This window comes from Phyllobacterium myrsinacearum (assembly GCF_002980555.1).
GTDB lineage: Bacteria > Pseudomonadota > Alphaproteobacteria > Rhizobiales > Rhizobiaceae > Phyllobacterium > Phyllobacterium myrsinacearum.
Genome location: NZ_PVBT01000010.1, coordinates 162,584 through 182,518, shown reverse-complemented (window position 1 = coordinate 182,518; position 19,935 = coordinate 162,584). Strand labels below are relative to the sequence as shown.

Annotated in this window: 18 protein-coding genes and 1 pseudogene; 4 read left to right on the top strand and 15 right to left on the bottom strand. The window is 59.6% G+C overall.

Features of this window, described 5'->3' with window-relative positions:
* The first annotated feature begins 13 nt into the window (after positions 1–13).
* Entirely contained in the window at positions 14–793 is a 780-nt protein-coding gene (locus C5750_RS25380) for an ATP-binding cassette domain-containing protein (RefSeq protein WP_105738064.1), read from the top strand.
* A 76-nt stretch (positions 794–869) separates the two neighbouring features.
* On the opposite strand, the gene C5750_RS25375 is transcribed toward C5750_RS25380, so the two are convergent.
* The 15 genes from C5750_RS25375 to sppA form a co-directional block, all read right to left on the bottom strand.
* A complete protein-coding gene (locus C5750_RS25375) occupies positions 870–1,448 on the bottom strand; it encodes a NifU family protein (RefSeq protein WP_105738062.1) in 579 nt (192 codons plus the stop codon).
* Between the two features lie 100 nt (positions 1,449–1,548).
* Positions 1,549–2,037 carry a universal stress protein gene (locus tag C5750_RS25370; protein ID WP_105738060.1) on the bottom strand — a complete coding sequence of 163 codons (489 nt, stop codon included), beginning with the start codon at positions 2,035–2,037 and terminating at the stop codon, positions 1,549–1,551.
* Positions 2,038–2,064: 27 nt separating this feature from the next.
* On the bottom strand, positions 2,065–3,144 hold the full coding sequence (trpS, locus tag C5750_RS25365) for a tryptophan--tRNA ligase (RefSeq protein WP_105738058.1): 1,080 nt from the start codon (positions 3,142–3,144) through the stop codon (positions 2,065–2,067).
* 109 nt (positions 3,145–3,253) lie between these two features.
* On the bottom strand, positions 3,254–3,640 hold the full coding sequence (locus tag C5750_RS25360; protein WP_105738056.1) for a VOC family protein: 387 nt from the start codon (positions 3,638–3,640) through the stop codon (positions 3,254–3,256).
* Complete coding sequence (gene murJ, locus C5750_RS25355) at positions 3,637–5,190, bottom strand: murein biosynthesis integral membrane protein MurJ (RefSeq protein ID WP_425350522.1); 1,554 nt, start codon at positions 5,188–5,190, stop codon at positions 3,637–3,639. The genes C5750_RS25360 and murJ overlap by 4 nt, the downstream gene beginning before the upstream one ends.
* A gap of 82 nt (positions 5,191–5,272) precedes the next feature.
* Complete coding sequence (locus C5750_RS25350) at positions 5,273–8,083, bottom strand: [protein-PII] uridylyltransferase (RefSeq protein WP_105738052.1); 2,811 nt, start codon at positions 8,081–8,083, stop codon at positions 5,273–5,275.
* A 112-nt stretch (positions 8,084–8,195) separates the two neighbouring features.
* Positions 8,196–10,916, bottom strand: coding sequence for a DNA mismatch repair protein MutS (gene mutS / locus C5750_RS25345; RefSeq protein WP_105738148.1), 2,721 nt, complete (start codon positions 10,914–10,916; stop codon positions 8,196–8,198).
* Positions 10,917–11,063: 147 nt separating this feature from the next.
* The gene (gene olsB, locus C5750_RS25340) at positions 11,064–11,903 is read right to left on the bottom strand and encodes a l-ornithine N(alpha)-acyltransferase (RefSeq protein ID WP_105738146.1); all 840 of its coding nucleotides are present in this window, start codon (positions 11,901–11,903) and stop codon (positions 11,064–11,066) included.
* Positions 11,904–12,060: 157 nt separating this feature from the next.
* Complete coding sequence (lspA, locus tag C5750_RS25335; RefSeq protein ID WP_105738051.1) at positions 12,061–12,564, bottom strand: signal peptidase II; 504 nt, start codon at positions 12,562–12,564, stop codon at positions 12,061–12,063.
* A gap of 5 nt (positions 12,565–12,569) precedes the next feature.
* Positions 12,570–13,448, bottom strand: a complete 879-nt coding sequence (locus C5750_RS25330) for a TrmH family RNA methyltransferase (RefSeq protein ID WP_105738049.1) — start codon at positions 13,446–13,448, stop codon at positions 12,570–12,572.
* Positions 13,445–14,551: a class I SAM-dependent rRNA methyltransferase gene (locus tag C5750_RS25325; RefSeq protein WP_425350519.1), complete on the bottom strand. Its 1,107-nt coding sequence runs from the start codon at positions 14,549–14,551 to the stop codon at positions 13,445–13,447. Before C5750_RS25325 ends, C5750_RS25330 begins: the two co-directional genes overlap by 4 nt.
* Before the next feature lie 83 nt (positions 14,552–14,634).
* Positions 14,635–15,609, bottom strand: a complete 975-nt coding sequence (gene lhpI / locus C5750_RS25320; RefSeq protein ID WP_105738047.1) for a bifunctional Delta(1)-pyrroline-2-carboxylate/Delta(1)-piperideine-2-carboxylate reductase — start codon at positions 15,607–15,609, stop codon at positions 14,635–14,637.
* A 24-nt stretch (positions 15,610–15,633) separates the two neighbouring features.
* A complete protein-coding gene (locus C5750_RS25315) occupies positions 15,634–15,963 on the bottom strand; it encodes a LapA family protein (RefSeq protein ID WP_105738045.1) in 330 nt (109 codons plus the stop codon).
* Positions 15,964–16,032: 69 nt separating this feature from the next.
* Complete coding sequence (locus C5750_RS25310) at positions 16,033–16,314, bottom strand: integration host factor subunit beta (RefSeq protein ID WP_091878879.1); 282 nt, start codon at positions 16,312–16,314, stop codon at positions 16,033–16,035.
* 77 nt (positions 16,315–16,391) lie between these two features.
* Entirely contained in the window at positions 16,392–17,378 is a 987-nt protein-coding gene (gene sppA / locus C5750_RS25305; protein ID WP_105738142.1) for a signal peptide peptidase SppA, read from the bottom strand.
* A 261-nt stretch (positions 17,379–17,639) separates the two neighbouring features.
* Between sppA and lptC the strand changes: the two genes are divergently transcribed.
* The 3 genes and pseudogenes from lptC to lptB all read left to right on the top strand — a co-directional run.
* A complete protein-coding gene (gene lptC / locus C5750_RS25300) occupies positions 17,640–18,377 on the top strand; it encodes an LPS export ABC transporter periplasmic protein LptC (protein WP_105738043.1) in 738 nt (245 codons plus the stop codon).
* A gap of 44 nt (positions 18,378–18,421) precedes the next feature.
* Entirely contained in the window at positions 18,422–19,057 is a 636-nt protein-coding gene (locus C5750_RS25295; RefSeq protein WP_105738041.1) for an LptA/OstA family protein, read from the top strand.
* A gap of 109 nt (positions 19,058–19,166) precedes the next feature.
* A pseudogene (gene lptB, locus C5750_RS25290) lies at positions 19,167–19,895 on the top strand (LPS export ABC transporter ATP-binding protein); the annotation flags it as partial.
* Positions 19,896–19,935: the final 40 nt, after the last annotated feature.

The window sequence follows — 19,935 nt, the reverse complement described above, 5'->3', positions numbered from 1 at the left end:
GGGAGGAAAGATCATGACCACTGCACAGACACCCCTCATCGACATGGACAATATTTCGATCGCATTCGGCGGTATCCGCGCGGTCGACGGTGCGTCCGTCAATCTCTACCCCGGCGAAGTCGTGGCCCTGCTCGGCCACAACGGCGCCGGCAAATCGACACTGATCAAGATCCTGTCCGGCGCCTACAAGCGCGACAGCGGCACGATCAAGGTCAATGGCGAGGAAGCCTCGATCGGCAATCCGCGCGATGCCAAGGCCTATGGCATCGAGACGATCTACCAGACGCTGGCGCTGGCCGACAATGTCGATACGGCCGCCAATCTCTATCTCGGGCGTGAACTGATGACGCCGTGGGGCACGCTCGATGACGTGGCCATGGAGCACAGCGCGCGCGAAGTGATGGGGCGGCTCAATCCACGCTTCCAGCGCTTCAAGGATCCGGTCAAGGCCCTGTCCGGCGGGCAGCGCCAGTCCGTGGCCATCGCCCGGGCGATCCTGTTCAACGCCCGCATCCTGATCATGGACGAGCCGACGGCGGCGCTTGGGCCGCAGGAAACCGCGCAGGTGGGCGAGCTGATCAAGCAGCTGAAGAGCGAAGGCATCGGCATCTTCCTGATCAGTCATGACATCCACGATGTCTTTCATCTCGCCGACCGGGTGGCCGTCATGAAAAACGGCCAGGTGGTTGGTACCGCCAAGGTAGGGGATGTCACCGAGGATGAAGTGCTTGGGATGATCATCCTCGGCAAATGCCCGCCCGGCGCGATACCCGGACCCGGCGCCGTCAACTGACAATTGCAACCGCTATAGGTGAATAATGAAAAGGCCGCATCAAGCGGCCTTTTCATTATCAATATCGGGAAGCGCGTTAGATCGCTTCGACCTGTTGAACTTCGGGCACGAAATGCTTCAGGAGGTTCTGGATGCCGTGTTTCAACGTTGCGGTTGACGACGGGCAGCCGGAGCAGGCGCCCTTCATGTGCAGGTAAACCGTGCCGTTCTCGAAGCCGCGGAACGTGATGTCACCGCCATCCTGCGCCACGGCAGGGCGTACGCGGGTCTCCAGCAGTTCCTTGATCGTATCGACGATCTCGGTGTCCGCCGTGTCGAAGAACTCGCCGTCGCCTTCGAGCTGGGCTGTCGCCGCAACCGATGTCGCGCTTGCCATGACAGGCGCGCCGGACATGAAGTGTTCCATGATCGCGCCGAGGATGGCAGGCTTCAGATGCTGCCATTCCGGGCCTTCGGCCTTGGTGACGGTAACGAAATCATAACCGAAGAACACGCCGGTTACGCCGGGAACGGCAAAAATCTTGGCGGCAAGCTGCGACGCTTCCGAAGCGGTTGCCGCATCGCGGAAGTCCGCCGTGCCTTCCTCAAGCACAACCTTGCCAGGCAGGAATTTCAAGGTCGCCGGGTTGGGCGTTGCTTCTGTCTGAATGAACATGGCGGATATCTCGCGTGTCTAGTTTAGAACGGTTCAAAGGCATATAGGCCTTTCGGCCAGTCTCTTCAAGGCAAGAGTGTATCACGGTTTCAAGATGCAATCATGTGATTGCATCAATATCCTCGTTTGAGAGATTGTAGGGCACAACGGTGACCGGAATGGAGAAGGATTCACGCCCGGCCAGGGTCTGGACCAGCGGGCCCGGGCCCTCCTTGCCGGAACCGGCCGCCAGAACCAGAATGGCGATATCCTGGTCTTCCTCGATGAGCTTCTGGATCTGTTCGGAGGTAATGCCTTCCCGCACCACAAGCTCGGATTCGATATTGATGGTTTCCCGCACCGAAGCGGCAAACTTGCTCAGTGTCGAATGCGCCCGTTCCTCGGCTTCCGCCCGCATGATCTGCTCGACCCCGAGAAACTGCTGGAAGTCGGCGGAATCGATGACAAACAGCAGGACCAGCACGCCGTTCGTGGTCTTGGCGCGGCGCGAGGCATAGGCAACCGCCCGCTCGCATTCCGGCGTTTCGTCGATGATCGCCAGAAACTTGCGGCGATGTCCTGCTTCGCGGCTGAGACGTCTTGATACCATCTGTTCAACCTGCCCTGACTGTTGAGCCTAATCCTGAAGGAATCCGACAATATCACGCACATTGCGCATCGTCTTCTCCGCCAATATAGCTGCACGCTCGCCGCCATCCTTGAGGACGGAATCGATATAGGCGGTATCGGCCGACAGACGGCGCATCTCGCTGGCAATCGGCGCGAGCTTCGCCACGGCCAGATCGGCCAGCGCCGGCTTGAACACGGAGAACTGCTGGCCACCGAAATCGCGGATGACGCCGGCCTTGTCCGTATCGGTCAGGGCGGCATAGATTCCGACGAGATTGTCGGCTTCCGGGCGGTCGTTCAGCCCCTCGATATCGGATGGCAAGGGCTCGGAATCCGTCTTTGCCTTGCGGATTTTTTTCGAAATCGTGTCCTCGTCGTCGGTCAGGTTGATGCGCGACAGGTCAGACGGATCGGATTTCGACATCTTCTTCGTGCCGTCGCGCAGGCTCATCACCCGCGCCGCCGGACCGCCGATGACCGGCTCGGTCAGCGGGAAAAAGCTGCGGATCGTTTCATCGCCGGACTGGGTCTCGATGCCAAGGCCGAGTTCCGCAATGCGATCGGAGAAGTCCGTGTTGAACTTCTGGGCGATGTCGCGCGTCAGCTCCAGATGCTGCTTCTGGTCTTCGCCCACCGGCACATGGGTGGCGCGGTAGACGAGAATATCAGCCGCCATCAGGTTGGGGTAGGCGAAGAGGCCGACCGAGGCGTTCTCGCGGTCCTTGCCTGCCTTGTCCTTGAACTGGGTCATGCGGTTCAGCCAGCCCATGCGCGCGACGCAATTGAACACCCAGGCAAGCTCGGCATGCTGACGCACGCGGCTCTGATTGAAGACAATATGCTTCCTGGCATCGATGCCGGCGGCAAGGAACGCGGCGGTTACTTCGCGCGTGTTGCGCTGCAGTTCAGCCGGGCCGCCCCAGACGGAAACCGCCTGCGTGATGGCATGCTGGTCGACCACGCAGTAAATGCAATTGTTGTTTTCCTGCAAGGCAACCCAACGCCGCACCGCTCCCAGATAATTACCGAGATGCAGATTACCGGTTGGCTGGACACCGGAAAAGACGAGCGGCTCAAACGTGCTCATGAACAGTCCTTGATCGTTCGGGGACCAGGCCGTTCCGGCCCGGTGGCAATGGAGAGGAGGTTTTGGCAGAGCAGGGCGCTCTATTCAAGCCCTATCGGGGCGGCGAAGGCTATTTGAGCTGCAAGAGATCCCAGGTGTTGCCATAAAGATCTTCAAACACCGCGACGCTGCCATAGGTCTCATGGCGCGGTTCCTCGAGAAAATGCACGCCGGCCCTGACCATCGCGGCGTGATCTGCGGCGAAATCGTCCGTATGGAGAAACAGCGCAACCCGGCCGCCGGTCTGATTGCCGATGCTGGCGGTTTGCGCAGGGTTATCGGCCCGTGCAAGCAGGATTTTTGCCCCGTCTTTTTCCGGCGCCACGACAACCCAGCGCTTGGCCGGGGACAGGGCGGTGTCGCTGATCAGGGAAAAGCCGAGTACCCCGGTGTACCAGGCAATCGCCTCGTCGTAATCGCGCACGACAAGCGTGACCATGCCGATGTGGCGGCTCATGCTGCGGGGCCCTCCGGCGGCGGTGGCGGCGCCTTGGAACCGCGTTTCACATTGCGGCGGATCATGCCGAAACTGGCGCCGCCGGTTGCAAAGGCCAACGCGAAGTAGACGACCATCGACAGAAGGATCAGGCCGAAGACGACCGGCGCCTGGATATGCACCGGCGTATGCGATGCGAGATAGGGTGCTGCCCAATGGATGGCGTAATACAGGGCAAAAGCCATGGCGCCCGCCGAAAAGATCAGGCGCGGAATACGCGTGAGCAGCGGAATATCGCGGCCCCAGTGCCCCCGCCACACCAGTGTTGCGAAGAGAAGAACGGCGTTGACCCACCCGGCCGTCACCTCAGCCGTGGCAATGCCGGTTTCGGCCATCAGCGGAAACAGCGTCAGTGCCATGCCGACATTGATCACCACGGAAACCGCCGCGTAGATCATCGGTGTCTTGGTGTCTTCGCGGGCAAAGAAGCCGGGAATGAACGCCTTGATCAGCACGAAGGCAGGCAGGCCAAGGCCATAGACGGCGAGAATGTTGGACACGCGCCGCGTCGATTCGGCGGTGAACTCGCCGCGCTCGAGCAGCAGGCGGATGATCGGTTCGGACATGACAAGCAGCGCCGCCGCCGCAGGGAGTGTCAGAAACAGGATGAACTCCACCGACCGGTTCTGCAGGCTGCCGGCCTCCCTGAGATTGCCGGAGCGCAATGCACGGGCAAGCTCGGGCAGCAGCACCGTTGCAACGGCAATGCCCACCACGCCGAGGGGCAACTGATAGACGCGGTCCGCATTGGCGAGCGAGGTTACCGCACCCTCCTTGCCGGAGGCGATGTTGGTGTTCACCAGAAGATTGATCTGGGTAATGCCGCCGGTGATGGCGGCGGGCAGGGCCAGCACCAAGAGGCGCCGCACATTCGGCGTGAAGTGCGGCAGCCGGAAGCCGATGGAAATGCCGGCATTGCGCACGGCAAACCAGACGATTGCCAGCTGCACCAGTCCGGCAGCCATGACGCCCCAGGACAGGCCGTAACCGATCTTGATGCCGTCATGGCCCTTGTACCAGGCATAGGCAAGCACGCCGATCAGGATGACATTGAGGAAAACCGGCGCGACGGCGGCTGCAAAATAGCGGTGCAGCGAATTCAGCATGCCGCTCATCATGGCTGCCAGCGACATGCAGGCGAGATAGGGAAACATGATGATCGCCATCGATACCGTATTGCCGAACTTCAGCGGGTCGTCGAGGAAGCCCGGCGCGATCACCGTGCGCACGATCAGCGGCATCGACAATTCCATCAGAATGGTCAGTGCCATCAGGACGGTGAACAGGACGCCGAACACTTCTTCGGAAAAGCGCTTTGCGCCTTCCATGCCGTTGGCTTCGATCTCCTTTGCAAACAGCGGGACGAAGGCGGCGTTGAACGCGCCTTCGGCAAACAGGCGGCGAAAGGTGTTGGGGAAACGGAAGGCGGCGTTGAAGGCATCGGCGACGGGGCCGGTGCCAAGGGCCGCTGCCATCAGCATTTCACGCGTCAGCCCGAAGACACGGCTCATCAGGGTGCCGGAGGCCACCGTCGCGAATTTTTTGACCAGACTCATATCTGTTCCAGATTCCGAATAAACATGGGTGCTGAACCTATTCTGCCGACATCAGGATGTTATGCCGCTGTGGCTGGGCCGTGGTGATATCGCCTTCGCCGAACAGGGCGAGCAGCTTCTTGCGGATGCGGTTCTGCCGCGCCCCATTGGTGACCTGGTGGCCGACAAGATCGGTCACGTAGAACACGTCGATGACCTTTTCGCCGAATGTCGTCACATGCGCCGAGGCGATGTCGAGCGACAGATCGGAAATGACGCCTGTTATCTCGGAGAGCAGGCCCGGACGGTCCAGCCCTTCGACCTCGATGACGGTAAACTTGTTCGACAGCGTGTTGTTGATTTCGACGCGTGGCGTGATGCGGAACGCCTTGACCGCGCGTTTCGGCTTGGTGCGCGACGCCAGCATCTCCGGCAGGTAGGATTTGCCGGACAGCACATCCTCGATCAGGCGCCCCACCCGCATGGCGCGGCGGCGCTCGTCGTCGTCGGTCGGAAATTCGCGGCTGATCAGGATCGTATCGAGCGCACGGCCATCACTGGTGGTGAAAATCTGCGCGTCGACAATATTAGCGCCGGCCGCAGCGCAGGCACCGGCAATGATCGACAGAAGGCGCGGATGGTCGGGCGAAAGCACGGTGATTTCGGTAACGCCCTCGAAGTCATGGGTTTTGACCATGGTCGCCAGCGTCTTTTCCGAACTGTCGGATTCGCGCACGAAAGTGGCATGGCGAATCTGGTCATCAAGACTGACCGTCAGCAAATAGTTCTGATAATGCAGGGCAAGATAGGACTGGCGCTCGACCTGCGGCCAGGATGACAGGGCGTGCTCCAACTGTGCACGGGCGTGGTCGGTGCGTTCCTTGCGCGACACTTCCGAGAAGCCGCCGGTCAGCATCAGTTCGGTTTCGTAGAACAGGGTGCGCAGCAGCTGGCCCTTCCAACCGTTCCACACGCCCGGCCCGACCGCCTTGATATCGCAGACGGTGAGGATCAGGAGCAGTTTCATCCGGTCAAGCGTCTGGACGATTTCAGCAAAGTCCTCAATGGTCTTGCGGTCGTTGAGATCGCGCGACTGGGCGACCATGCTCATGGTCAGGTGCTGTTCGACCAGCCACGACACGGTTTCCGTGTCGGACTTGGACAGGCCCAGGCGCGGACAGATGCGTTTGGCGATGCGCGCACCGGCGAGGGAGTGGTCTTCCGGCCGGCCCTTGGCGATATCGTGCAGCAGCAGGGCGACATAGAGGAGTTTGCGGTCCTTTTTCAGCGCCGGCATGATCTGGTTGGCCAGCGGATGTTCATTGCTGAGGTCGCCGTGATCAATCTCCGAAAGCACGGCGATGCAGCGCAAGAGATGCTCGTCGACCGTGTAGTGATGATACATGTTGAACTGCATCATCGCGACGACCTTGCCGAAATCCGGGATGAACTTGCCGAGAACACCGGATTCATTCATGCGCCGCAGGATAAGCTCCGGGTTGCGCTCGGAGGTCAGGATTTCAAGGAACAGGCGGTTGGCCTCGGGATTTTCGCGCAAATCCGCCTTGATCAGCGACAGGGACCGGGTCACCAGCTGCATCGCATCGGGATGAAGCTCAAGGCCATGCAGGTCGGCCAGATGAAACAGGCGGATAAGGTTGACCGGGTCTTTCTGGAAAACACCGTCATTGGCAATGGTGATGCGGTGGTTGTCGACGACGAAATCCGACGTTCCCGGCAGTTTGCGCTTGCGGCGCGAGAAGGTGAGGAAAATCCGGTTGAAACCGGGAACATGTTTTGCCTGCTCTTCTTCGAGCGCGGCGCAGATGATGCGTGTGAGGTCGCCCACTTCCTTGGCGACGAGGAAATAGTGCTTCATGAAGCGCTCGACATCGCGCTGGCCCGGATGTGCCGTATAGCCGAGCCGCTGGGCAATCTCGCTCTGGATGTCGAAGGACAAGCGCTCCTCTGCCTTGCCCGTGTAGAAGTGCATATGGCAGCGCACGGCCCATAAGAGGTCTTCGGCCTTGCGGAAAATATTGTGCTCGGCGCGCGACAGCACCCCGAGCTTGACCAGTTCGTCGCTGGTCTTGACGTGGTAATAATATTTGGCGATCCAGAAAAGCGTGTGCAGGTCACGCTGGCCGCCCTTGCCTTCCTTGACGTTCGGTTCGACGAGATAGCGGGTCGCACCGGCCTTGCGGTGCCGTTCGTTGCGCTCGGTCAGCTTGGCCTCGATGAAGGCCGGTCCCGTTCCCTTGACGACTTCCGTATCGAAGCGGCGCACCAATGTGGTGAAAAGCTCGTCATTGCCGCAGACATAGCGTGCTTCAAGGATGCTGGTGCGGATGGTCATGTCGGCGAGCGACTGGCGGATGGATTCATCGACATTGCGTGTGGCATGCCCGACCTTCAGGCCCATATCCCACAGCATGTAGAGGATATACTCGACCACCTGCTCACCCCACGGGGTCTGCTTGTAGGGCAGCAGGAACAAAAGGTCGATATCGGAACCGGGCGCCAGTCCACCGCGGCCGTAGCCGCCAACGGCCACCACGGTCATCCGTTCCGCCGTGGATGGATTGACCGAATGATAGACATGGGTGATCGCAAAATCGTAGAGCGCCGAAATGATCTGATCCATGAGATAGGACAGGCGCACGGAGCAGCGTGTGCCGCCGCCGTCCTTTTTCAGCATCTCCTCGGCGGTCTTGCGACCCGAACCAAGCGTCTCTTTCAGGAGCTGCAGCACGTCATTGCGATTGACGGAAGCGGCGCCTTGTGTCTTTGCCGCCTTGACCAGGTCTTCAAACTGACGATGAAGTTTGGCCGGACTGACGATCTGTTCCAGTTTCAGGTCTGCGCTCATGAACACGACTTTATGAATGATGGCCGCACGCTATAGCCTGTATTTGCCATAAACGAAATGCTTACCTTTGAAGACACTGTGTCCGCCAGGGGCAAGTGTGCCCCCAATACGTTCAGGATGTCGGGTTTGTGGCGAGGCCTTTCAACCGGTAGAGCGCATCAAGCGCTTCGCGCGGCGTCATTTCATCGGGATTGACTGTCGAAAGGGCCGCCAGCAGCGCGCTGTCCTTGCCCTTGGCAGGCGCTTTCGCCTCGTGTTTGACCTCAACCGAGAACAGCGGCAGGTCATCGATCAGCTTGTCGGCCTTCCCCGATGTCTCTCCGGCTTCCAGCTGATGCAGAACGTCGCGGGCACGATTGACCACGGCTTCCGGCAATCCGGCCAGCCGGGCCACCTGCACGCCGTAGGAGCGGTCAGCGGCGCCCTTGGCCACCTCATGCAGGAAGACGACGTCGCCGTCCCATTCCTTGACCCGCATGGTGACATTGCTCAGGCGCGTCAGCTTTTCCGAGAGTGAGGTCATTTCGTGGAAATGCGTGGCAAAAATCGCCCGGCACTGGTTCTTTTCGTGCAGATATTCCACCGCTGCCCAGGCGATGGAAAGACCGTCGAAGGTGGCCGTGCCGCGGCCGATCTCATCGAGAATGACCAGGGAATGGTCGCTGGCCTGATTGAGGATGGCAGCGGTTTCCACCATCTCCACCATGAAGGTCGAACGGCCGCGCGCCAGATCATCCGATGCGCCGACACGCGAGAACAGGCGGTCGACAATGCCGATATGGGCGGAACCGGCCGGAACGAACGACCCCATTTGCGCCAGAATGGCAATCAGCGCGTTCTGGCGCAGGAATGTCGATTTACCGCCCATGTTCGGGCCGGTCAGGAGCCAGATGGCCCCCTTGGCTGCACCCTCGGGCGTGAGATTGCAGTCATTGGCAACGAACGGGTTGGCGGCCTGACGGCGCAGCGACTGTTCGACAACGGGGTGACGCCCGGCAACGATCTCGAAGGCAAGACTGTTGTCGACCAGCGGGCAGCAATAGCCCTGCTCTTCGGCAAGGGCGGCGAGGCCCGCCGAGACATCGAGGGTTGCCAGCGCGGCGGCACCGGCGCGGATTGCATCGGCATTGGCAACCGTTTCCCCGGTCAGCACGTCGAAAATGCCAAGCTCGATCGACAGCGCCCGTTCGGCGGCATTGGCGATCTTGGTTTCAAGTTCGGCGAGCTCCGTCGTGGTAAACCGCATCGCATTGGCGATGGTCTGACGATGGATGAACTTGCCCTTGGCCTCGTCCGTGCCGGTCATCACGGATGCATTGTTCGCCGTGACCTCGATGAAATAGCCCAGCACATTGTTGTGCTTGATCTTGAGCGAGCGGATGCCCGTCAGGTCCATGTAATCGGCCTGGAGCCCGGCAATGATGCGGCGGGAGTGGTCGCGCAACGCGCGCATCTCATCGAGTTCAGCGTGATAGCCGGGCCGCACGAAGCCGCCGTCACGCTTGAGCAGAGGCAGTTCATCGTCGAGTGCGCGGTCCAGATGGCTGGCAAAATCGCCCGGCAGGCCGGCAAGACAATCGCGAACGGCAGAGAGTTCAGCAGGAAGCACTTCCCTGCCTAGGAATGAAGCGATCTGCGCTGCGGCTTCAAGGCCGCGTGCCAGCGCGCCGAGATCACGCGGGCCGCCGCGTCCCACGGCAAGACGCGACAGGGCGCGGGGCATGTCCGGCACGCCCTTCAACGCTTCGCGGGTCAGATCGGCGAGGGATTGGCCCGCGAGAAAGCAGGAGACAGAATCGAGCCGCTCGGCGATGGCGGCAGGATTTGTCAGCGGCGAGGTCAGCCGCTCGGCCAGCAGCCGCGCACCGCCGCCGGTAACCGTGCGGTCAATGGATTTGAGCAGGCTGCCGTCGCGATTGCCCGACAAGGTGCGCAGCATTTCCAGATTGGCGCGGGTGGCAGGGTCGATGAAAAGCGTGGAGCCTTCCGATTCCCGCTCGGGCCGCATCAGTGGCGGGCGTTCGGAAATCTGGGTCTTTTCCACATAGGCGATAGCGCCTGATATGGCGGACAGTTCGGCGCGCGAAAAGTGACCGAAGCCGTCGAGCGTGGCCACGTCGAAATAGCGCTGTATGCGGTTTTCCGCTGTGGCGCTGTCGAAAAGGCTTGGCGGCTGCGGGCTGACCGAGCGCCCGATGACATCAAATACCGGGCGCAGGTCCGGATCATGAAACACCGGATCGGCGACAATCAGTTCCCGCGGATCGACGCGCAGAATATCAGCCAGAAGCCGCGACGGATCGGTTTCGCTGACCCGGAAGGTGCCGGTGGAAATATCGATCCAGGCGAGGGCGAACTGCCCCTGCGCCGCGCCTTTCACCCGGCCCAGCGTCATGAGATAGTTCGCTTCGGAGGGGTCGAGCAGCTTTTCCTCAGTGAGCGTGCCGGGGGTGACCAGCCGCACGACATCGCGCTTCACCACGGATTTCGACCCGCGCTTGCGTGCTTCGGCCGGGTCTTCCACCTGTTCGCAGACCGCCACCCGGAAGCCGCGCATGATCAGCTTCTGCAGATAATCGTCCGCCGCGTGCACCGGCACGCCGCACATGGGGATATCTTCGCCCAGATGCTTGCCGCGCTTGGTCAGCGTGATTCCGAGTGCACGCGACGCAGCAATCGCATCGTCGAAGAACAGCTCGTAGAAATCGCCCATCCGGTAAAACAGCAGGCTGTCCGGATTGGTCGCCTTGATCTCGATATATTGCTCCATCATCGGCGTTGGGCGCGCCGGGCTGTCAGGCTCAAAGGATGGTGTTTCTGCGGTGAATGGCATGTCGGCCAAGACGTTCTCCTGATTTTGACCGATTCCGATCAGAAGACCAATCTATGCGCTATCGGAAATTTTACACACCGTGCAGGCGCATCATCGGCGGTTTTCTCCACAGATGATGTTCGTTCCGTATGAGGCGAAAGGAGAATTTCAGTCGAAACGCTTGGCGTTCGAGATGTAGTGGCTGACGTAGCGGGTGGAAATACGGCTGACCGGCAGAATGATCAGCACATCGGTGGTGCCGAAATCATGATCCACCACGGCACCGTCGCCAATCATGGCGCCAAGGCGCAGATAGCCCTTGATCAGGGGCGGCATGGCGAACAGGGCAACCTTCGGATTGACCGCTTCGCTGGGAACAAGATCCATCGGCTGATACAGCGAGGGCAGGGCCTTGACGTCCCAGTCCGGCGTTGCGCGGCAATTGTGATGCAGGAATGACAATGGCAGGGCATGCGCTGCTGGCACCGTTCCCTGGAAGGATGCGCAGCCGAACATCACATCGATGGAGTGATAACGGCAATAGCTCCAGATGCCCTGCCAGAGCAGTTCGACCGTGCGCTTCGAACGGTATTCCGGCAAAACACAGGACCGGCCCAGCTCAAGAAAGTGCATCTGCGGCTTGGCTGCCACCAGACTGTCGATCGTATATTCGCTAGCCGAGTAAAAGCCGCCAGTCTTGTGTGCAACTTCCGAACGCATCAACCGGTAAGTGCCGACGATCTGCTTGTGCTTGGGGCCGATGATCGAGGTGTCATAAACCAGGAGGTGATCGCATACGGGATCGAAGCGGTCTGCGTCGCGTTGTTCCAGGGAAGCCGAGCCCTTGGCGCCGAGTTCATCGAAAAATACCTTGAAACGCAGCTGCTGGGCAGAGACGATTTCGGCTTCGGTCTGCGCAAGGCAAACCTCCATCGTCCCAATGCGTCCAAGCACCGCGACAAGGTGTGGCGCCGTAAACGGCGAGGGTGTTGAATCAACCTGCGACATCGTGTGCTGATCTTTAAAGATAGACGCAGGTTCAAGCAAGGCGAAGCTCATAACGATTCGCTCTCATCATGGTTGATCGGCAATCACTAGATGCTTGAATACAACAATTGGATGACGAGCACATGACGCGGGACATGCCGCGGATGCTGGGTTTTCCTCAGTTTTCCCCAGCTTGCCCCTTCGGTGTCTTGCGCTCGCGCAGCCAGACAAAAATTTCTTCGAGCACCACCAGCGCTGCGCCGACGGAAATGTAGGCATCCGCCAGATTGAAGACGGCAAATGACCATGATGGCAGATGGAAAAGAATATAATCAACGACATAGCCAAGCAGGCTGCGATCGATCAGATTGCCGATGGCACCGCCGATGATCAGCGCAAAGCCGATGCGGGAGATCCAGCGTGCCGGTACGGTGCTCCACCAGAGATAGCTGACAAAAGCGATGACGACGACGGTCAGGCCGATCAGGGCGAGGTCGTGCATACCGCTGAGCATCGAAAATGCGATGCCATTATTGTGAACGCGGAACAGCGCCAGAAATGGCAGCAGATCAATCTGCTGCTGATAGTCCATGCCGGTCTCGACGAGATATTTGATGATCTGGTCGCTCGCCACGGCAAGCACCACGATTGCAAGCAGGCCGAAGAAGGATTTGCTTTTCATAGGGGTCATTTGTCCTGTTTGCCGCCATCGAGTGTCAACGCCTCGCGGCGGATCTCAAACAGCATGACGCCGGTGGCTATGGCGAGATTGAGCGAATCCGCCCGGCCTTCCTGGGGAATGCGGGCCAGCTTATCACAGGTTGATGCCAGCGTGTCGGGGAGGCCTTGCTGCTCATTGCCCATCAGCAGAATGACGGGCTTGCCCCCGTAGGGGATCGTCCGGTAGTCGACAGCGCCTTTCAGGTGCGTGCCGACGATGAGCCCCGAAAATCCCTTTCGCCAGGAAAGGAATTCCGTTTCGCTCGTGCGTATCAACGGCACGGCAAAAACCGAACCCATGGTGGCGCGCACGGTTTCGAGCGAAAACGGGTCCGTCGTGTCGCCGATCAGGATGATGCCTTTTGCGCCGGCCGCGTCGGCCGTGCGGATGATGGTGCCGAGATTGCCCGGATCGCGCACCCGGTCGAGTGCCACGTAAACGTCGTTGCCTTGCGCTCGCGTGGCCGACAGGGGCTGCAGCTGCTGTTCGAACACGCCGACGACCATTTGCGGGTTGTCGCGCCTCGTGATGGCGGAAATCACCTTCTCATTGACCTCAAGCACGTCGCCGCCCTTGGCAATCGTGCGGGCCGCCACCTGCTCGACAAGGGAATTGCCCTTGCCGGCCTTGGAATAGACCAGAGTCTTGATAACCCAGCCGAGATCGAGCGCATCGATGACGAGTTTGAGGCCTTCCGCCAGGAACACGCCCTGCTGGTCGCGGAACTTCTTGAGCGCCAGGGACCGCAGATCCTTGACGATCGGATTGGTCAGGCTGGTGACTTCCTTGACCTTGCCGGGGCGGGCGATGGAGCTGCCGTGCTGGCGGTCGTCATGTCTGGTCATTTGGCACCCCAGCGGCTGAACAGGGACGTGGAAAGGGCGCGCCCGGAAGACCGTTCGCGCAGGATCAGTTCACCCGACTGCACTTCGCCGCCAAGGCCGGTAAAGGCGTCGCGCATCAGCTCGTGAATGGCGAAGAACGATGCACGGATGGAGTAGGCGGTCAGCACCACGGCGAGCGGATCGGGTGTGAGGATCGACCGGCACAGATCGACCATGTCGGGCAGATTGTCGAACAGCTGCCAGACCTCGCCATTCGGGCCGCGGCCATAGGCGGGCGGATCCAGCAGGATGATGTCATAACCGCTGCCGCGCCGCTCTTCGCGGGCGACGAATTTCATCGCATCCTCGCAAATCCAGCGGATGGGCTTGCCGGAAAGGCCGGCCATTTCCTGGTTTTCGCGTGCCCAGACAATGGCCTTTTTCGAGGCATCGACATGGGTCACCTCGGCGCCAGCGCGGGCGGCAACGAGGGAGGCGACGCCGGTATAGCCGAAAAGATTGAGCACCTTCACCGGGCGCTTCGCGCTGCGAATAAGCGCATCCATATGCGACCAGTGCGTTCCCTGTTCGGGAAACACGCCCACATGCCGGAAGGAGGTGAAACGGCCGAAGAAGGGAATGCCGTCATAGGCCATCGGCCATGTCTCGCCGAGCGGTACGTTGGGGAAATGCCAGCGGCCGACACCTTCTTCGTCCGTATTGCCGGTGAAAATGGCGTCCGCCTTGTCCCATTCCGCCTTGCTCCAGGCCGGGAGCCAGATAGCCTGGCCTTCCGGGCGGATGATCCGGTAGGGGCCGTACTGTTCGAGTTTCAGGCCATTGCCGCTGTCAAGCAGGGCGTAGTCATCGGAAGGCAGCGTTTCGAGGATGAGCCCGGTCTTTTCCGCCGGGCGCGCGCCAGTCCGTCTGGTCAGGACCCGCTTGGGCAGCGGTTCGGAACGCGGTGCTGGCTTTACGCGCGCGTCACTGTCCGCCGGGGTGGAGGGCTTGGCAAATTGCGGGCGGGGCTTTGTTGCCTGCTGCCTGTGCGGCGCAGCTTTTGGTCCTGCGCCTTTCGGGCCAGTGCCCTTGGCCTTCCTGATTTTTCCGCCAGACGATTTCAAACCGTTATGCCCTCATATGCCCTTGGCCATCGTTCAATGGTGGTTTCCTATGCCAAGATGAGGAAAGGCGAAAGCAAAAACACTCAGGCAGAGGCTGCAATCGCCTTTTCATAGATCAGAATGCCTCCGGCCAGGTCTTCGAGCGCCGCACCGACCGACTTGAACAGGGTGATTTCATCGGGCGACTCGCGCCCTTTCACCGTTCCGCGGGTGAGATCGAAGAGGTCGCCGATCACGTGGCTGTCGCTGATCACGCCTGCCTTGATTGGCTGGACGAGATCGCCGCCTTCCTTCAGCGCACCATCCCTGGTGTCGACAAACACCCGCGCGCGCTTGACGCACTCATCGTCGCTTTCCCGCATGGTGGGGGTAAAGGCACCGATGAGATCGACATGGGCGCCCTTCTTCAGATGTCTGCCAAGAATGAGCGGTTCGGTCGAAAGTGTGCCCGCGGCGACAATGTCGGCATCGGCGATGGCCGCGTCCTTGTCGGTGACGGCCTTGGCATTGAAGCCATCGGCAACAAGGTCCGCCGCTACTTTGCGCGCATTGTCGATGTTGCGGTTCCAGATGGAAATCTCGCGGATCGGCCTGACGGCGCTGTGCGCGCGGGCGAGGAAACCCGAGAGCGCGCCGGCGCCGAGGATAACGAGTTTGGAGGCATCGTCGCGGGCGAGATAGCGGGCGGCAAGAGCGGACGCGCCTGCGGTGCGCCATGTGGTCAAACGCTGGCCATCGATGAGAGCCTTGGGTTCCCCGGTCTTGCCGTCGAGCAGCAGATAGACGCCCATGACAGCCGGTTTCGCAATGGCTCCATTGTCAGGCGATACCGTGACGATCTTGACGCCCATATAGCCTTTCGACGAATCGCCGAGCGCGTCGAAATCCGACCAGGCTGGCATCAGCAGAAGCGTCGATGCGGCGCCATCGGGGCGATCGACCGTGTGATGGTGGCGCACCGGCTGGATAACACCCTGACGGAACGCCGTTTCAATAGCGTTGATCATGTCCGGCCAGTTCAGCAGCCCGTCGACATCAGCCGGAGAGACCAGTTTCATTGCAAATCCTTGAAAATATGCCGCTTAATGCAGGGATGGGAGATTGGGAGTGGACTGTGTGGCTGCCGATTTCCGCGCCTCCATGCGCAGAAGCTCGGTTTCCTGCTTGCGCTGGCGTGCCAGCTTGCGGTGCCTGCCCTGGTTGATCCAGGTGGCGAAACTGCCAAGGATCAGCCCGACGAAGAGGGCAAGAAACAGCCAGACGAAGAGGGGCGCGGCATAGGAGAGGCCGGGATTGCCCGGATTGAACGGATCAATCGTAAAGGTCACCAGCCCGCGATTGGCCACGGACAACGCAATCAGGATGACTGCCAGCGGCACGAGAATGAGGACGACAACGACGCGATTGATCATATCTCTCTCCAGGGTAACGGCACTTCATGTATCATCAGGCTATGAAGCCGCCCCGGCTTGTGACAGCGCTCAGTCGGCGTTCAGCCGGTCGCGCAATTCCTTGCCGGTCTTGAAAAATGGCACCCACTTTTCCTCGACCTCGACACTGTCGCCGGTGCGGGGATTGCGGCCGCTGCGGGCGGGACGGTTTTTCACCGAGAAAGCCCCGAAGCCCCGAAGCTCGACCCGGTTTCCTTCCGCAAGGGCGTCGGTGATCTCGTCAAAAATGGCGCCGACGATATTCTCGACATCGCGTTGAAACAGGTGCGGATTGCGGTTGGCAATGATCTGGACGAGCTCTGATTTGATCACGGCATAATCCCTTCTGGTTCAGGTTCGAGCGACACGGCCATCATGACTATGTCACTGATCCTGTAAGCTTAAATATTCTATTGCGCCCCTACCGGCCTGCCGTCAACGTGCCAAACAGAAACGAGCCCGTCAAGGAAGATGCGATCACCGGTCAAATCGCGCAGCAACCCCGTGCTTTCCTGCGGAATACCGAGATATTGTGCCAGCATTTTCAATGCGGATTGGGACAGAAGCGAGCTGAAGGCTGTCTTTTGTGCGGGTTTCCATTCAATGACCGGTAATTTCTCATCAATTCCCTTGGTTTTCAGCCAGGCAATCGACTTGTCTTCCCCGCCAAGTTCATCAATGAGTTTGTTGGCCAGGGCCTGCCTGCCGGTGAAAACCGATCCATCCGCCAGGGCAAGCGTCTGTTCGCGGGTGAATTTCCGCCGTTCCTGAACGATACCGACAAACCAGTCATAGGAATCCATGATCATGCGATGGATCATGGCTTTGGCTTCGTCGCTGGCGGGGTTGAAAAAGTTCGGTTCGGCCTTCAGCGGGCTGGATTTGATGGTTTCCACCTTGACGCCGACCTTTGTCAGCAGCTCCGAAATATCGGGATACTGGAACAGCACGCCGATGGACCCGACGATGGAGGATTGGCGTGCGACAATATGGTCTGAACCGCTGGCAATCATGTAGCCTGCCGAGGCTGCCAGTGTTCCAACCTGTGCAACGACAGGCTTTTTCATCGCAATCTTGCGCACAGCCTCATAGATGGCTTCCCCGCCCGCCGTGGTGCCGCCGGGTGAATCCACCGAAAGAATAACGCCTTTCACCGCGGTGGAATCGGCGACCTCGCCCAGACGCTTGATGAGTTCGTCGTTCTCGAAAATCGTGCCTTCGACGCGGATCTTGGCAATATGCGCCGCGGTTTTGCCGGAAAGACGGTCGGAACCGGCGAGAAATCCGTAAAGCCCGATCAGGGCAAGCGCCACAACCAGAAGGGAAAGGATACGCCAGAACGTCAGCTTGCGCCGGAGACGCCGCCTGTCGATGATTGCGTCAGCTGTGTTTGCCATCGTATCGTCCATTTCCTGTCCAATTCAGTGCAAGCATTCTTCTGCGGCAACATTCAGACGAAGTCCAGACCCCTGGGCTTCAACACATGACCCCCATATAGGCAATCGGCACTGCACCTTGTATATGGGGGGATGACGGCATATTTGTTCGGTCAAATGCAACTTGTCCCAGGGGCTCTGGTTCATTTCATCGAAAAATAACCATATTGGCGTTTAACTAACAGGGCGCCAACAGATCGTAATCGGTAGCATAGCCAATACATGTCCATTGAATTGAAACATTCGCATCCAAACGGTGATGCAACAGCGGCTGCTGCGCAGCATGCGGAAGTTGCGCGGCAATTTTCTGCCACCGAGAAGGATTCGCACGTTTTTCGCGCAGCGGAACGCCATTCGCGGCGCGTGCGCTTCATGAAATTTGCCCTGCCTGCCGTCGCCGTCATCGGTGCTGCGGTTTTCTCGTGGTTCACGTTTTTCTCCACGACGAACATCCCGAGCAATATCACGTTGGACAGTGCCGGCATTCAGGATGGCAAGCTGGTCATGACCAATCCCAAGCTGGACGGCTTTACCAAGGATAAGCTCCCCTACAAGATGAGTGCGGAACGGGCATTGCAGGATGTCGGCAACAGCTCGCTGATCACGCTGGAGAACATCAGCGCGGAAATTCCGGTTGGCCAGGATCTGCGGGCGCAGGTCAAAGCCAAGGGCGGCCTTTACGACAATGCCAACCGTCAGTTGAAGCTGGACAATGACATAACGCTGACAACCTCGGACGGCATGAAAGCACAGTTGAAATCTGCGGATATCAATATACAAGAAAATTCGGTATCGAGCGATCAGCCGGTCAGGATCGAGAATAGCAGCGCCAGTATCGTCGCAGACAGTATGAAAATTACTCAGAGTGGCAAAGTAATGGTCTTTGAAAAGGGTGTCAGGCTTGTCATTCAGCCCGCAAAGCTGCATGAAGGTCGCAACGAAGCCAAATCACCGCAGTGATTGCCGGCCAGGTGGGGATATCCCGGATTTAGGAGATTGAGACAATGTCGCGCGGGACAAGACTGATCAGCATTTCGACTGTTGCATTGGGTATTTGGGCATCCTCCATGATTGGTCCTGTCGCAGCGCAGGATGCGAGCAAGGCCGGCGCCCTGAACAACGGCATGAAACTGTCGAGTGATCAGCCCATTCAGATCGATTCCGATCGCCTCGACGTGCATAACGATGTGGGAACCGCCACCTTCACCGGCAATGTAACGGTCACCCAGGGAACGACGCTGATGAAGGCGGGTTCCATGATCGTCTACTACGTCAAGAAGCCGGAAAAGACCGACGCGGAAAAAGCCGCCGACAAGGCCGCTGCCAAAACGGAGGCCAAGTCAGCCGGACCTGCCGGGGCAGGCGCCCAGGACATCGACCACATCGAGGTCAACGACAAGGTTTACGTAAAGTCCGAAGATCAGGTTGCCACCGGCGACCACGGTACCTTCGACATGAAGACGCAGGTTCTGGTCCTGACCGGCAGCAAGGTTGTTCTCTCGCAGGGCGATAATGTTGGTGTTGGCTGCAAGCTGACTGTCCAGATGAAGAGCGGCCAGGCACAGCTGGAAAGCTGCAAGAACGGACAGACAGGCCGTGTCTCTATCGTTGTTGCGCCAAAGAGCGCTCCGAAGAACTAGGCCGGCGGTATACGTGTCCCTGTTTTCCCGTCGATCCACCAAGACTCCCACGTCGCCAGACGCGCGCATTTCGCAGGAGATGCGCGCCGCCGACCCGTTGGCAACGGACCGGATGAAAGGCACGCTGGTCGCCCGCGGTATCACCAAGAGCTATAATGGCCGCCAGGTGGTCAATGGCGTTTCCTTCGGCGTGCGCGCCGGCGAGGCGGTTGGTATTCTCGGCCCCAACGGTGCCGGCAAGACCACCTGTTTCTACATGGTCACCGGCCTGGTGCCGGTCGACAAGGGCAATATCGAAATCGATGGCTTTGACGTGACGACGATGCCGATGTATCGCCGCTCGCGCCTCGGCATCGGCTATCTGCCACAGGAAGCGTCGATTTTCCGCGGCCTGTCCGTGGAAAACAACATCAAGGCCGTGCTCGAAGTGGTCGAGAAGGACCGCACCGCACGGGCGCAGGAACTCGATTCCCTCCTGGAAGAATTCCATATCGCCCATCTGCGCAAGGCTCCGGCGCTTTCGCTCTCCGGCGGTGAACGCCGACGGCTGGAAATTGCCCGGGCTTTGGCCTCGCGGCCCAATTTCATGCTGCTCGACGAACCGTTTGCCGGCGTTGATCCCATTGCGGTCTCCGACATCCAGCAGCTCGTCCGTCATCTGACCAGCCGCGGCATCGGCGTGCTGATCACGGACCACAATGTGCGCGAAACGCTGAAGCTGATCGATCGCGCCTACATCATTCATGCAGGGCAGGTCCTGACCCACGGCCGTCCGGACGAGATTATTGCCAATCCGGATGTCCGGCGTCTCTACCTCGGTGACCAGTTCAAACTGTGATTTTGTCAATTTCTGGCAAGTTTTTGCCAGAAATTGCTTT